This window comes from Billgrantia tianxiuensis (assembly GCF_009834345.1).
Taxonomy (GTDB): Bacteria; Pseudomonadota; Gammaproteobacteria; order Pseudomonadales; family Halomonadaceae; genus Halomonas; species Halomonas tianxiuensis.
The window spans coordinates 2,817,923-2,834,330 of record NZ_CP035042.1; the positions used below are offsets into that span (position 1 = coordinate 2,817,923).

5 protein-coding genes are annotated in these 16,408 nt (G+C 62.2%); all 5 read right to left on the reverse strand.

Going from position 1 to position 16,408, the window contains the following annotated elements; genetic code table 11:
• Nucleotides 1-78 precede the first annotated feature (78 nt).
• Entirely contained in the window at nucleotides 79-9,201 is a 9,123-nt protein-coding gene (locus EKK97_RS13095) for a retention module-containing protein (RefSeq protein ID WP_159552455.1), read from the reverse strand.
• A 184-nt stretch (nucleotides 9,202-9,385) separates the two neighbouring features.
• A complete protein-coding gene (locus EKK97_RS13100) occupies nucleotides 9,386-9,997 on the reverse strand; it encodes a response regulator transcription factor (protein ID WP_340162863.1) in 612 nt (203 codons plus the stop codon).
• On the reverse strand, nucleotides 9,997-11,418 hold the full coding sequence (locus EKK97_RS13105) for an HlyD family type I secretion periplasmic adaptor subunit (protein ID WP_159552459.1): 1,422 nt from the start codon (nucleotides 11,416-11,418) through the stop codon (nucleotides 9,997-9,999). Before EKK97_RS13105 ends, EKK97_RS13100 begins: the two co-directional genes overlap by 1 nt.
• Before the next feature lie 20 nt (nucleotides 11,419-11,438).
• Nucleotides 11,439-13,610: a type I secretion system permease/ATPase gene (locus tag EKK97_RS13110; RefSeq protein ID WP_159552461.1), complete on the reverse strand. Its 2,172-nt coding sequence runs from the start codon at nucleotides 13,608-13,610 to the stop codon at nucleotides 11,439-11,441.
• A 111-nt stretch (nucleotides 13,611-13,721) separates the two neighbouring features.
• Complete coding sequence (locus tag EKK97_RS13115; protein WP_159552463.1) at nucleotides 13,722-15,953, reverse strand: TolC family outer membrane protein; 2,232 nt, start codon at nucleotides 15,951-15,953, stop codon at nucleotides 13,722-13,724.
• Nucleotides 15,954-16,408 lie beyond the last annotated feature (455 nt).

The following is a 16,408-nucleotide window of genomic DNA, read 5'->3' on the forward strand; positions in this document are numbered from 1 at the left end:
AAGCCGTTGAAATATTGGATACAAAAAGGCCCCACCCAGCAGCGCTGGATGGGGCAAGCCAGGATTATCGGATCTGTATTAGGGGTCGATATTCAGCTGGTTCTGCTCCAGCAGCTGCTGGAGGAACTCGCCGGAAGTCATCTCTCCCATCGCGTAGTTTTCCAGCACGATCTTCTGATCGGCATTGCTACCATCCGGCTCAATCCCACCGTCATGCTTGATGTAGAGCACGGTATCGTCGCCCTCCTGCTCCGCGACAATGAAGCCATCGATATTGCCTTCGCTCTCCCCCTGGAGCAGGTCCGCCAGATCCAGCACGTTATGCCCCGTGCCAAAGTCCTTGACGGTATCTTTAGCGGGGTCGCCTTCGCTTCCCTGATCGCCGAAGCTCCATTGGAAGACGTCGTCGCCCAAGCCGCCGATCAGGATATCGTCGCCGGCACCGCCAATGAGGATGTCATCGCCGTTGCTACCGACAAGCGTTGTGGCAGCGTCCACGACAACGGAACCGACCATTTCCTGCGCCGTGGCATGAGCAACCACGCTGAATGCACCAGCATCCTCAAGCGGCACCCGAACCACCAGCGATAGATCGGTCAGCGCTGTCTGGTCGGAGTGGGTCAGGACCCAGCTGCCATCCGCTCCCGGCGCTACCGACACGCCCTCCGCAGCCGTGACCAGCTCGACACTGGCGCCTGCAGGAATCCCGGTCAGCGTGATATCCGCAAGAATCTCGCTGCCATCGGTATCGATCAGTTGTGCAAAGATGTCGACCAAGAACTCCTGGTAAGCCTCACCGCCAGACACGGTCTCGATTTCTGGCGCATTGGGTGTGGCATAGCTGCCGTCGCCGAAGATCACGCCATCGAGGTTATTGCTGACCTGGCTGATCAGCGAGCCCGATCCGCTCTGGCTCACGTAGCCCACCCACACACCATCTAGCGTGTTGACGTGTGTGTTCGCATTGTTGTTCGTGCTCCACCCGACCTGATACTCGAAGCCTTCCTCCTGAACCACGAAGATGTAATCCCTAAGGGCATCATCGCCATCCTCGGTCCGGTTGCCATGCACCGAGTCCAAACCACGCAGTTCGCTGTGGTTCCAGTCCGACTGGCTGTAGTACCAGCCGCTGTTCGAGTGCACCACGAAGATATCGGCATATTGGCCCTCTCCGCCGTGATTACCCTGCGTGTAGTAAGCAACGACACCAGCATTGGCGGAGCCTGGATTGGCGATTTCCGGCACTGTGTCGCCTTCCGTCAGCCACACCCGCACACCATCACCGATCCGGACGATTTGGCCATCCTGGACGTCGAAGCCACCCGCGACTTCACTGCCACCATTGACCTTGATGATCTCGGCGCTGTCTCCGCCATGGATTTCACCCGCAGTGACCGTCAGCGCAACGTCCGGCGCATCCGCGACCGGGGTGATATCCACCCGCAGCGTTGCCTCCTCGCCAACGTTATCACCCACCGCCGGCTTGAAGCCGATATGGGCGTAGTCGGCCTGCAGGTTGCCGACACCATCGCCACCGTAGCCGTCGAACCCTGACTCATTGGCCTCCGGCATGAAGCGCAGGTTTCCAGCCTCGATGCCTGCCTGGCTGAACCGTTCGCCCTCGGCGACCGGGTGCCACTCGCCACCGGCATCGCGAACCTCCAGCGTGCCGGCTTCGGGCAGTTGGGTGATGATGATATCGAGTGCCGTATCGGCGGCGGCTCCAAAATCCTGCCACTGGAGTACCAGCGCAGTATCCTCACTGCCTTCCACCTGGCCACCCGCGGCTTCGGGAAGCGGGTCGGGGTTGGCAGGCCCGTCCGGTGACGTTGCCGGCCCAGTCAAGGTCACATTGATACCACCTTCGGCCGTGTCGCCATCGGCATCGGTGAGCGTGTAGGCCAAATCCAACGGGATATCGTCGTTGTAGTTGTTGGCCACAACGCCTTTCAGGCCGATACGGAACTCTCCGGACACGCCCGTGATCACCAGATTGGAGAAATAGACGGCCCGACCATCCAGCGCAATAGTGAAATCTGTTGCCTTATTGCCGGAGCCGTCGAAGGTTCCGAACCAGGTTACGCTATTGCCTGCGGCATCGACACCAGTGGCCTCCCAATGCAGGGTGTAACTACCACCGCCTTGGCCTTGCACGGACAGGCCCATGCCGCGAACCTGCCCCTGATTGTCGTCGGGATCGGCAAACGCCATGGTGAGCTTCTCACCTGGATTGAACCAGTTGCCGCCGACACCAATCCAGTTGTTATTCGTATTTACCGTGGACTCTGCCGCCTCACCATTCGTTGCCATCATGCTATTGATGAGGAAATCACCGAAACTCACTACATAGTTAGCACTGTTGCCGCCAGAGATATCGGTGTACTCCGTGACGCCCTCCATGGCACCGAGCTTTCCAAACGAATTGAGGAGTTCAAAGCTGTAGCGCGGGCTATTGTCGGCATTGGCCTGACTCGTATCGATTTGCGCACGGAAAATCAGCGTTCCGTCTTCCAGTTCGCCGGTCAGCGTGCCATCGCCATGGTCGACGTAGTTCACCGGCAGGCCATCGAAGACAAGCTGCGGCAGACCGTCGGTCTTCCAGGAGACACTGGTCAAATCGTTAGAGAGCGTTGCCTGGGAGAGGTAACCCGACGTTGCGAAGTCTCCGTCGTTCTCGGTTTCGATTACCAGATTACCTGACACCACCGGCGCATCATCGAATACCGTGATCGTGAAATTCGAGTCGGTAATGACATTGCCGTTGACATCCAGCGCCACTAGGGTCAGCGGAATATCCATGCTGTGATCGGCTCCCGCAATGTCCGGGTGATCGATAGCCTGGAACTGCTGATAGGAATATTCACCGTTCGATGCATCCAGCGTTACGAAGAACACGACGCCGGAATCCGTGCTGGCGGTCAAGGTCTGGCTATCGGCATCCCAGCTATAGCCGATCGACTCACCATTGGAAGTCAGTCCGGATGCCTCGGTACCATCGATGGCCAGCGTTACCTCCGGTGAGAACTCACCCTCGATGCTCCCCTTGTAAACGATGTCCGTCTCGGAGCTGCCATCCTGGTTGCTATTGACATCCCGATCCGATGCCTGCGAGACGCCGGAGACGGAGAAGGTGTCATTGTCGAGGATCGTACCGGTCGCCGTGACATTCTCCACAGTGAGCGTGAAGGTCTCAGTGTCTTCCACCAGCGTATCGTCGACCGTGGGTACCGCCACGGTGAATTCCACCACACCCGCCGGCACCGTGATCAAGCCGGTGGACGGATCGTAAGTCACTCCATTGCTGAAGGTGAGTTCGCCGGTGAAGTCCTCATCCAGCGTGGCCGTGCCGCTCTCGAGTTCGAGCGTATAGGTATTGCTGTGCGGGCTCGTATTGGAGAGGACGACCTTGAACAGCGCGGCTTCGCCTTCGGTCACGGTCACGTTGCCGGTAGCGGGGTCGGCTTCCGGCCCCACCTGGACGATATCGGGCACGACCTGGTAGGACCGCTCGCTGTCGGCGCTGTACGGATTACCTGCCTCATCGCTGCCGCTGACGCTGGCCTGGACGTTATCGTGCTGAGTCAGCAGCTCGCCCGGTACGTCGATGGCGTAGGTCAGATCCTCGCCGACAAGGCCAGTGAAGGTCTCGCCGCCCACGGTCAGGGTGACGGTGTCGCCTTCACGGGCGTCGCCGCCCACGCTGCCGGTGATGGTGACGTCGCCCTGGGCTTCTTCACCGTTGATCGCATCGTCACCGGACACTTCGTCGATGGTGATGGTGGCAACCGGAACGTTCAGCGAAGCCGTACCATCCGCCGTGTCGGCACCATCCTGGGCCGTTGCGGTCACGGTCAATGTCACCGGGTCGGTATAATCGGTGGGCACGATCATGACGAGCCCGCTGATCGTTACCTCCTGGGTCTCCGGATCGACGGATACCGTGTAGCTGCCGTCGCTTTCCAGCGGCAGCGTCCAGGTGCCATCTTCGTTGCGCTCGCCGGCAGACAGCGTAACGCCCTCCGGCACCTCGACCACCACCGCGACGATCGATTCGGAGTAGTCGATGTCGGCTGGTGTCGCGACGATCTCAACGTCATAGGCCGAAGCAGCCTCATAGCTCACCTGGTGCACCAGGTAGTCGTTGCCACCGCTGAAGTGCTCTTCGCCTTCCGCGGGAGTGCTGAACTCTATCCCGGCGATCCACTTGCCCTCGGGCGCCTGGCGGGTTACGACATCGCCAATACCGTCGAAACCGCCTTCCGCACTGTTGCCGCTGATGACGAACGATTCGGACGAGCCATCCGTGTAGTGAACGGTGGTCTTGGCATACTCGCTCGTGCGCAACCAGGCGAGCTGGAACGAGACCGACTGCGCGGGCGTGTCCAGGGTCACCAACAGCGATTCGCCATTGCCGATTTCCGAGCCATCACCGTCTGATGCCGGACCCGCGACACCAAAGCCTGTCGGGTTTCCGGTGTCCTTGATGCTGAGCTCGCCAGGTTCACCGTCCTTGAGCGCGGAGACCATGAAACCGGCCGGCTTGAGAGCACTGGACAGATCCACGGCTTGGAGGGTCGGACTGCTCTTGCTCAGTGCCACGCTGACATCGGGAGTGTCGGCCACTGGCGTGACGCTGATATCGAGCGTGGAGCTCACCGTCTTGAGGCCATTGGTGACGGTGTAGCTGACCGGTGGCACCGGACCGCTGTAGTCCTGGTACGGCTCGAAGTGATAGGAACCGTCCGCTCCGATCGTGAGCGAACCCTTGCCTTCGAGCACGGCCGTCTCGCCGGGCTGATAGGTCGTGCCTTCCACCTCGAAGCCGGTCACCGACAGTTCGCCAACGTTGGATTCGGCATCGCTGAGGACATTGCCGAAAAGGGGCGTGTCTTCCAGTGTAGTAACCGTCTCACTGCCATCGGCCACGTCATTGTCCAGAATGGTGCCGGTCGCCTCGACGCCACCCACGGTAAGGGTGAAGGCTTCGGTGTTCTCGACCAGCGCGTCATCGATGGTCGGCACGGTGACGGTGAACTCGGTCACGCCCGCCGGCACGGTGAGGGTGCCATCGGCGTTCAGCGTCACGCCGTTGCTGAACGTCAGCGCGTCGGTGAAGTCTTCGCCCAGGGTGGCCGTGCCGCTGGCCAGGGTCAGGCTGAAGGTCTCGTCGTTGACGCTCTCGTTGGAGAGCTTGACGGTGAACACCGCCGCCTCGCCTTCGGTGACGGTCACGCCGGCCACGTCGCCGTCAGCATCGCCCACGTGGGTGATGGTCGCAGTGTCGTTGTCCAGGATGGTGCCGGTCGCCTCGACGCCACCCACGGTGAGGGTGAAGGCTTCGGTGTTCTCGACCAGCGCGTCATCGATGGTCGGCACGGTGACGGTGAACTCGATCACGCCCGCCGGCACGGTGAGGGTGCCATCGGCGTTCAGCGTCACGCCGTTGCTGAACGTCAGCGCGTCGGTGAAGTCTTCGCCCAGGGTGGCCGTGCCGCTGGCCAGGGTCAGGCTGAAGGTCTCGTCGTTGACGCTCTCGTTGGAGAGCTTGACGGTGAACACCGCCGCCTCGCCTTCGGTGACGGTCACGCCGGCCACGTCGCCGTCAGCATCGCCCACGTGGGTGATGGTCGCAGTGTCGTTGTCCAGGATGGTGCCGGTCGCCTCGACGCCACCCACGGTGAGGGTGAAGGCTTCGGTGTTCTCGACCAGCGCGTCATCGATGGTCGGCACGGTGACGGTGAACTCGGCCACACCCGCCGGCACCGTGATCAGGCCGGTGGACGGATCGTAAGTCACGCCGTGGCTGAACGTCAGCGCGTCGGTGAAGTCTTCGCCCAGCGTGGCCGTGCCGCTCTCGAGTTCGAGCGTATAGGTATTGCTGTGCGGGCTGGCGTTGGAAAGGACAACCTTGAACAGTGCGGATTCGCCTTCGGTGACGGTCACGTTGCCGATAGCAGGATCGGCTTCCGGCCCCACCTGGACGATATCGGGCACGACCTGGTAGGGGCGCTCGCTGTCAGCGCTGTAGGGGTTGCCAGCGTCGTCGCTGCCGGTTACCTCGGCGGTGATCTGGCTGTTCCCGGCCAGCAGTTCACCCGGCACCTCGATGGCGTAGGTCAGGTCGCCGGTCACGGTGTCGGTGAAGGTCTCGCCGCCCACGGTCAGGGTGACGGTGTCGCCCTCGCGAGCGTCGCCGCCCACGCTGCCGGTGATGGTAATGAGCTGAGTGGCTTCCTCGCCGTTGATCACATCGTCACCGGCAATGGTGTCGATGGTAATCGTCGCTTCGGCGCTAAGATTGATGCCGTAACCACGTGCGCTGTCGGCGCGGTAGGCATTACCAGCGTTGTCGCTGCCGGTTACCTCGGCGGTGATCTGGCTGTTCTCGGCCAGCAGCTCGCCCGGCACCTCGATGGCGTAGGTCAGGTCTTCGCCCACCAGACCGGTAAAGGTTTCGCCGCCCACGGTCAGGGTGACGGTGTCGCCTTCGCGGGCGTCGCCGCCCACGGTACCGGTAATGGTGACCGGGTTCTCGGCCTCTTCACCGTTGATCACGTCGTCGCCGGCAATGGTGTCGATGGTGATGGTGGCGACCGGAACGATCAGCGAAGCCGTACCATCCGCCGTGTCGGCACCATCCTGGGCCGTTGCGGTCACGGTCAATGTCACCGGGTCGGTGTAATCGATGGGCACGATCATGACGAGCCCGCCGATCGTTACCTCCTGAGTCACCGGATCGACGGATACCGTGTAGCTGCCGTCGCTTTCCAGCGGCAGCGTCCAGGTGCCATCTTCGTTGCGCTCGCCGGCAGACAGCGTAACGCCCTCCGGCACCTCGACCACCACCGCGACGATCGACTCGGAGAAGTCGATGTCGGTCGGTGTCGCGACGATCTCAACATCGTAGGTCGTGGCAGCTACATAGCTCACCTGGTGCACCAGGTAGTCGTTGCCAGCGCTGAAGTGCTCCTCGCCTTCCGCGGGAGTGCTGAACTCGATCCCGGCGATCCACTTGCCCTCGGGCGCCTGACGGGTAGCAGCCTCGCCGATACCGTCGAAACCGCCTTCCGCACTGTTGCCGCTGATGACGAACGATTCGGACGAGCCATCCGTGTAGTGGACGGTGGTCTTGGCATATTCCCCGTTTGCCAGCCAGGCAAGCTGGAAGGAGACCGACTGCGCGGGTGTATCCAGGGTCACCAACAGCGATTCGCCGTTGCCGATTTCGCTGTCTGCTCCGTCGGATGCAGGACCGGCGACGCCAAAGCCGGTCGGTGAACCCGACGAGCGAATGCTGATCTCGCCAGCGCCACCATTCTTGAACGCTTCGACGCTGAAGCCTTGTGGATCATTCACGTTGGGGCCACCCAGCGTGAGTTCCACGGTGCCGCTCTGGGCCAGCTTCACACTGACCTCGGGCGTGTCGGCCACCGGCGTGACGCTGATATCGAGCGTGGAGTTCACCGTCTTGAGGCCATTGGTGACGGTGTAGTTGACCGGCGGAACTGGGCCGCTGTAGTCCTGGTACGGTTCGAAGTGATAGGAACCGTCCGCTTCCAACGTGAGCGTGCCCTTGCCCTCGAGCACGGCCGTCTGACCGGGTGCGTAGGTAACGCCTTCCACCTCGAAGCCGGTCACCGACAGTTCACCGACGTTGGATTCGGCATTGTCGAGGACATTGCCGGAAAGGGGCGTGTCTTCCAGGGTAGTGACCGTCTCACCGCCATCGGCGACGTCGTTGTCCAGGATGGTGCCAGTTCCCGTGACATTCCCCACGGTGAGAGTGAAGGTCTCGGAGTCTTCCACCAGATCGTCGTCGATGGTGGGTACCGTTACGGTGAATTCGGCCACGCCTGCCGGCACCGTGATCAGGCCGGTGGACGGATCGTAAGTCACTCCGTTGCTGAAGGTGAGGTCGCCGGTGAAGTCCTCACCCAGCGTGGCCGTACCGCTCTCGAGTTCGAGCGTATAGGTATTGCTGTGCGGGCTGGCGTTGGAAAGGACGACCTTGAACAGCGCGGATTCACCTTCGGTCACGGTCACGTTGCCGATAGCAGGATCGGCTTCCGGTCCCACCTGAACGATATCAGGCACGACCTGGTAGGGACGCTCGCTGTCGGCACTGTAGGGGTTACCGGCCTCGTCGCTGCCGCTGACATTGGCCTCGACGTTGTCGTGCTGGGCCAGCAGGCTGCCCGGCACCTCGATGACGTAGGTCAGGTCGCTGGTCACGGTGCCGGTGAAGGTCTCGCCGCCCACGGTCAGGGTGACGGTGTCGCCCTCACGAGCGTCGCCGCCCACGCTGCCGGTGATGGTGACGGGCCCCTGGGCCTCCTCGCCGTTGATTACGTCGTCGCCGGCAATGGTATCGATGGTGATCGTCGCTTCGGCAAACGTATCCTTGACCGCGTCGTCTTCGGCCGTCCGTGTTTCTCCGATCTGGTCCACGACACGGGCCTCAACGGAGATGGGACCATCCACCAATTCACTGAGATCGACTTCGGTCTGGTAATTGCCCTCGGCATCCACCGTTGCCGTCGTCGTCACCGTATTGCCTGCCTGATCGGTAATGACGAGAGTGACGATGCTGCCCGCGGGGACATTGGTCGTCGTACCGACCAGAAAGACTTGTGTCACATTCTGGCTATTGAAGTCTTGAATGGAGACCGTAATGGTGCCGGGCGGAAGCGGCTCGATCTCAGCTGGCGCCTCTGCTTCTTCTTCTCCTGCCAGAAAGGCGCCTCCCTCGATTTCGGGCAGCTCGCTGGCCAGCCCCAGGCCATATTCGAACGCCAGCGGGTTGACGTCTTCGGCGATGCGCGCCAGCCGCACGAAGCCATGGCCACCATCGGCGGCACCGCCAGGGCCAGCACCCGCTGCAGTCGCATCAAGTATGTCGAGAAGATCGATGCTGTCGTCGTCCAATGCGGCCAACAGCGCCTCGATGTCCTGATCGAGAGCGGCGAACTCAGAGGCATCGGTGGGTTCGTCGCCATCGAGCTCGGGCGTCATGACCACTTGCTCGTCACCTTCGACCAGCGTCGGGTTCAGCCCGTCACCGAAGTCGAGCTGAGCGCTTCCACCATCCGAGGTGATCAGCACTTCGCCTTGCTGAATGGTGTCGCCCACGCGCAGTTCGCGCAGGTTTCCGTCGGCGTCGCGCGCCCAAGCCTGACCCGTAATCGAAATGACTTTGACCATTGTGCTTCCTGTTTCGTCTTCTTGACTGGGGATAAACGCCCCGATGAACGTTTCGGCACAAATTACGTCGCAGGAAGATCAAGGAACATTGAACCGATGGACAGTTCAGGCCTAAATATGCGCAATACGGATAAAAAAAGGCTTATCGTTTCCGATAAGCCTTTTACTAAAGAATATTTAACTTTCAGGCCACGTTTTCATCCTGCTTGGCCAATCTGAGCACCAACTGCATGCGATCGCGTACGCCAAGCTTGCGGAATATCGCTCCGAGATGCGCCTTGACCGTACGCTCGGTGATGTCGAGCAGGCGGGCGACCTCCTTGTTGCTGCGCCCTTCCGCCACCGCCAATGCCACGGCACGCTCACGCTCCGTCAGCATGGCCAGGCTATCCACCGGCAAGTTCTCGCGCCCGCCAAGGGTCGTGAATGCCGCACCGATCACCTTGCTCAACAGCTCGGCCGGCACCCAAACGCCCTGATTGCCAGTGACCAGCGCTGCCTGGGCCAGCAACTCAGGAGGGGAAAGCGCATGCAGGTAACCCCTGGCACCGGCCTGCAGCGCCTGAAGCGCTTCCGCTTCACTCGGTGTTAGGGACATCACGACGATGGTGGCGCCCTGTGAGGCCAAGGCTGCTGCCAAGGCAGGCCACTCTGCATGGTCGGTCATGAGCCAGGCTTGGTCGCCGCGCTTCGCGATACGACGCGCCTGCTCAGGGCCGACCTGCCGAAGATCAGGAAAGGCGCTGCGCAGGCGTGGGATATCAGCACGCTTCTGACTGATGAACAGAACTGCCATCATCGTTCCCCCATGGAGTCGCTCCAGGCCCGTAGCACGGGCTTGAGCAGGTACTGCATCACGGTGCGCTTGCCGGTCATGATATCGACCTGGGCGGTCATGCCGGGAATGACCTGAATGTCGCTGCCCAGGTTTTCTCCTTCGAGCGTTCGCACGCGCACCAAGTAGAAGGTGTTGTCGTTATCGTCGGTAATCGTGTCGGCACTGATGTGGTCCAGCTCGGCTGCAAGACCACCGTAGATGGCAAAGTCATAAGCGGTCAGCTTGATGGTGGCGGGCTGGCCGGGGCGCAGGAAGGCGATGTCCTGGGGCGCGACTCGCGCTTCGACCAGCAACTGGTCGTCACTGGGAATGATGTCTACCACTTCCTGACCAGGCTGAACGACGCCACCCAGGGTGTTGATCCCCAAACGCTGCACCACGCCATCCACCGGCGAACGCACCTCGGCGAGGCGCACCCGATCCTGTAGGCCGGCACTGGACTCGTCGAGCGCGCCGAGGTCACCGAGGGTATCAGCCAGGTCGTTACGCCAGCCGCTGCGCCGTTCCACGCCGACTTCGCGCAGCTGAGTGCGCGCCTCTTCCACGGCTGCTTCGAGGCGTGCCACCGAGGCAGTCGCCTGGTTACGCTCGCCGGTGGCGCGGGAAACTTCACGCTCGAGACGCAGGATATCGACTTCCGAGACCGCTCCCGACGCCAACAGTGGCCGCGTCAGATTCAACTCCTGGCTGGCCATGTTGGCTTCACGCTGGGCGGTATCGCGCCGCGCCTTGGCCTCATTGAGCTCTTCCTCGCGCTGACGAATGCGATCGCGCAGGATGCTCTCCTGCTCGCGCAGCTCCTCGCGCCGGCTCTCGTAGACTTCGCGCTCCTGGGCCACGATCTCCGGTGCCTCGGTACGCAATTCGTCGTCGGGATTGAACGGCGTGTCGGTCGATAGTGCGCGCAACCGTTCGGCGCGAGCACGCAACGCCAGGGCCTGGGCACGGTTCTCGCGAAAGTTGGCAATGAAGCGGGTAGGATCGATACGCATCAGCACCTGCCCCATCTCGACGAGTTCTCCTTCCCTAACCAGGATCTGCTGCACCACGCCGCCATCGAACGATTGCACCTTCTGCAACTGACTCGAGGGAATCACCCGACCGGTGCCGCGCGTCACTTCGTCGATCGAAGCGAAGTAGGCCCATGCGATCAGCGCGGCGAAAGCCAGTAGCACGGTATACAGGAACAGGCGCGCCCTGATCGGATCTTGCTGCATGCGCGCCCAGTCGGCATCGCTGGCCCAGTCGCGATTGAGGTGGGCCGAGGTGACGCGCTTGGAGAAGAGCCGATCGATGAAGGGGCGAAACGGCTTGCCGCCCATTTCGGAGAAACGACCGATCGCCTCGAACCCCTGCTGCTCTGCGCTCTTGCCTTTCATTTTGGGATTCATGACCGTCATTAGCTGGCCCTCCCGATCTGGCCCTTGCGCAACGCTTCCACGACCTTGTCGCGCGGGCCGTCGGCGACGATCTTGCCGGCATCGATGACGATGATGCGATCGACCAGTGACAATAGCGAGGTGCGATGGGTTACCACCACCAGCGTCTTGCCCTGGCCGTACTGCTTGAGATTGCTCTTGAAGGCCTCTTCGCTGGCATGATCCATGGCGCTGGTGGGCTCATCGAGCAGCAGGACCTGGGGGTCGTGTACCAGCGCCCTGGCGATGGCCACGGCCTGACGCTGTCCGCCGGAGAGCATCTGCCCACGCTCGCCGACCTGCAGATCGACCCCGTGGGGATGGCTATTGACCAGACTTTCCAGGCCGCTGAGCTTGATCGCGCGCAGCAGTGCCTCGTCGCTGACCCCATCACTGCCACCGCCGGCCACGATGTTGTCGCGCAACGAGCCGAAGAACAGGCTCACGTCCTGCGGCACGTAGCCGATGTGGCGCCGCAGCTCGACGGGGTCGAACTGGCGCAGGTCGACACCGTCGATCATCACCGAGCCTGCGGTGGGCACGTAAAGCCCGAGCAGCAGCTTGTTGAGCGAAGTCTTGCCGCAGCCGACACGCCCCAGCAGCGCCACTTTCTCGCCGGGCTCGATCTTGAGCGAGATATCGCGCAGCGCATCGCGCTCTTCGTCCGGATAGCGCAAGGAGACCTTGTCGAAGCGGATCTCACCGTGAATGACCGGCCGCGAGATGAACGACTTGCCATCGGGCCGCTCCACCGGGCGCTGCATCACATCGTTGAGGGATTTCAGCGCAGTCGACGACTGGTGGTACTGGGCCAGCAGTGCCGCGGCCTGGCTTACCGGCGCCATGGCGCGCGACGACAGCATGTAGGCGGCAATCAGCCCACCCTGGGTGAGGTTACCGTCGATGATCAGGTAGACCCCGATCAGGATTACGCAGACCGCCACGGTATGCTGGGCCCACATCGCCACGTTGGAAACCGAGGTGCTGACCAGACGCAGTTGGGCGGAGGTGCGGGAGAGAAAAGCCGTCGCCTTCTCCCAGCTTCCCTGGAGACGACTCTCGGCCCGCAGGGTCTTGACCGTTTCCAGGTGTGACAGCGATTCGACCAGCGTGGCATTGCGCTGGGCGCTGACTCGCCAGGTGGTTTCGGAAAGCTCGTGCAGCTTGCCTTGGGCCGCCATGGCGTAGAGCAGCACGACGACGATACCTGCCAACACCGGCAGCGCCAGCGGCGCCCCGATCAGGGCGATGATGGCGGCGAAAAACAACACGAAAGGCAGATCAACCAATGCCACCACCGTGGCCGAACCGATGAAGGAGCGCACCGACTCGAAGGATTGCAGGGTCGAGGCGAACGATCCCGTCGATGCGGGCCTGGCCTCCATGCGCAGCCCCAGCACCTGGGACATGATCCTCGAGGATAGCTTGACGTCGGCCCGGCTCGCCGCCAGGTCGACGAAGGCGCTGCGCATCATGCGCAGCGCCAGATCGAAACAGAGCACGATGAAGATGCCGGCGGCCAGCACCCAGAGCGTTTCAGTAGCGTGGTTGGGGACCACGCGGTCGTACACGTTGAGCACGAACAGCGGCATGGCCACGGCAAACAGATTGATGATGACGGAGCCGGCGATCACATCGCGATAGAGCCGTCGGTTTTCACGTATGACGCCCCAAAACCAGTGGCGTGAGCGTTGCTTGCCGACTTCCGGACCACGCGCGTCGAAGCGGAAGCGCGGGCGCACGTAGATGGCTTGGCCGCTGTAGCTCTCGCTCAGTCCGTCGAGATCGACTTCGGTGGCAGCATCGCCAAGCTCCGGGAAGATTACCCTGGCACGGCGCGCCTTGATATCCAGCGCCACGAGCACGCAGGCACGACCTGGCTCCAGCAACAACACGGCGGGAAAGAGTGCCGGATTGAGCTGCACCAGTCTGCTCTTGACGATGCGCGCCGTCATGCCGGCTCGTGCAGCCGCCCTGGGGAACACACCCGGGGTGAGACGCCCTTCCTCCAACGGCAAGCCTGCGGTCAACGAATCAGGCGTCACCGCATGGTCGTGGGCCAGGGTAATGGTCTGCAAGCACTCGAGCAGTTCGTCACGAATTGCCGAGCGGGGAGCCTCTAATGAGGAATCCAGTACTTCTTGCTGCGTCACGGGGACCTCGGGGATGAGGCCCGCCCGGCAATGCCGGACGGGATCGAGCTAGATAACGTTCACCGTCTGAACTGAGCGAACCCGGAACAGACGGCATTTACCCCAGGTCGTTCAACCTTGTACGACGTAGCTATCGGCGTAGCCAAGGCGCTTCAGTTCGGCCCGGAGGGCCGCCAGTTCGCCGGGATCGCCGATGGGGCCAAGCTGCACCCGATGCAGGTCGGCAGTGCTGACCAACCGCATCGGCTGAGCCAGCGTATCGCTGAGCTGATGGCCTACGCTCTGCGCACGCTCGGAGCTGCGCAGTGCGACGACCTGCAGGTAGGTGCCCTGCTCGACGTTCACTGTCTGCCGCTCGTCTTGTGCTGCGGTTTCCAGCTCACCGTAGAGGCTTGCCACGGGCTGGGTATCGGCCCAGACGCTGGCGATGCTCGGTTGCTCCTCGGCGCCGCTCGCCTGGTGCATATCGCTCGTCCACTGAGATGCCGCACCGAGATCGAGGTTCTCGCCCACGCGCTCGAGAGTAACCTCCACACGGCGATTCTGACGCCGTCCTTCCACCGTATCGTTGGAGGCAACCGGCTGACGGGAACCGTAGCCGCGAGTCTGGATCAGGCCACGATCGACGCCTTGGCTGACCAGGTAGTCCGCCACGCTGTCGGCCCGCCGCTGTGAGAGCGGATCGTTGATGGCATCGCTGCCGGTGCTGTCGGCATGACCGGCGATGAACACTCGGGCCAGGTCGGTTCGGCTGCGGATCTGACCCGCCAGGTCCGCGAGTTCCTGACGCGCATCGGGGCCCAGCTCGGCGCTGTTGACCGCGAACAGGGCATCGGCTGAGAGCGTGATGTCGGGAGCCCGAGTCGGAGCCGGGGCACTGATGCCGCGAGTGAAGTCGGCCAGTGTGTAGCCCATGGGTCCGTCGACCGGGCAGAGAATACTGGGGTCGAGCGCCACGCCGTCGCTGCCCAGCTCGGCCAGGGTCGGCATGTCGTCGCGCATCACACCCAGCGCCTGCATCAACTGGCCCATGGCAGCCAGCGTGCGAGCGTCGGCCAGGGCGATGTCGTACTGAGCGTTGGTGTAGGCCCGGCTTGCCTCGAAGTATTCGTTTTCGCTGTCGAGCACGTCGAGCAGGGTGCGCTGACCGATGTCGAACTGCTGCTGGTAAGCGCCGCGCACGCGATCGATCGACTGGCGGTGGTCGTTGAGATAGCGGATCTGCTCACGCAGGCGCTGGGTGTCGTTGAAGGCGATCTGGGTGGTCTGGCGCACGTTGGTGCAAGCCAGGTCACGCTGATCGATGGCCTGCTCCACGCGATCGCTGGCCGCCCGGAACGAAGCCAGGTCGCTGCCGCCACGATACAGGTTCATGCTGGCAACCAGTTCGATGCTGTGGCGGTCGCGCCGCCCAAAGCCATCGAAGCCGTTCTCGTTGTTATTGGTGCCGGTACGACCGCGCAGGTCCAGGCGCGGCTGGAAACCGGCCCGAGTACCAGTCTGCTCGGCCTTGGCCGCTTCGATGTTCTCGATGGCGGCATGAAAGTCGGGGTTGCCCTGGAACGCCAGGTTGACCGCTTCGGCAACCGAAGGCGGCAGGCGGCTGTCGAGCTGGGGGGCCGGCGCCAGATTCTCCGCAGGCAGGTCGCCGACGATACGCTGGTAGCGTGCAGTGACGTCGTGCAGATTCGATGCCTCGGTCATCAGATTCGATTCGGCCAGGGCCAGACGGCCGCTGATCTGCTCGAGATCGACCCCACGACCGGCGCCGGAGCGCACGCGCTCCTCGATCTGGTTGAAGACGCGCAGGTGATCGGCGTAGTTGTTCTGGGCCAGGCGTACCAGCTCGCGATAGCGACTGACGTCGAGATAGGCACGCGTGGCTTCCAACGCCACGTTCTCGCTGGCACCCAGCAGCTCGTAGTAACGCACCAGTTGAGCACGATCGAGACGCTCGACCTCGCTGCGCGTGGCGAAACCGTCGTAGATCATCTGGGTCAGGCGCAGTTCGGCAAAATCGGTATCGTAGCTGCCGCGCCCATCGCCTTCGCGCTCTTCACGACCGATGCCAGCCGCCAGGTCGATGCTTGGCAGGTAATTGCCACGCGCTACGCCCACGTCATGGCCAGCGGCGCTCAAGCCGTTCAGAGCGGCCTTGACCTCTGGATTGGTGGTGAGTGCCTGGCGCACCACTTGCTGGATGTCAGCGGAGCCCGGCGCAGCCAGCCCGGGCGGCAGGGTCTGGGCCACCGCGGCGGACAGGGGGAGCAGCGCAAGCGATGAACCCACCATCATGGCCTTGGCCATACGTCGGGCACGAGAGAGGTCAGTAGCATGTGTCATGGGTGTTCCCTTTCATGATTCGGATGCCCCGTCTACACAGGCAATCCGTCGAGTTGTGGAGACATGTTTTTGTTATTGCGGGGCTCATCCGGAAAGACCGGATGGTGCATCCATTCCCGATTCCCTTTCAAAAACCGTGGCCTGCCGAAGCGAGTGCCCTTTGCGGCGCGAATTGTAACAAGTATGTAAGCAAAGGACGATACAGATTCGCCTAAGATTACTTTCAGAAGCTGAATCCTAAGGTCTTTTTCAGGCCTTTTTCTCACTTTTGTAAACTAGCGTAACCGAGGCGACTGAAAAGTCCAATAGTTTCTGATCGCTGTTTTTCAACCTTTCGTATGGGTACGACCTATATCGAGCATGAGCCCACTGAACCTGCATCCTGGGCGGCTCTCGTAAGCCATCCGCCACTCTCCCGACAACCTCCAAACATGCTATCGTCAGCCCATCATCGA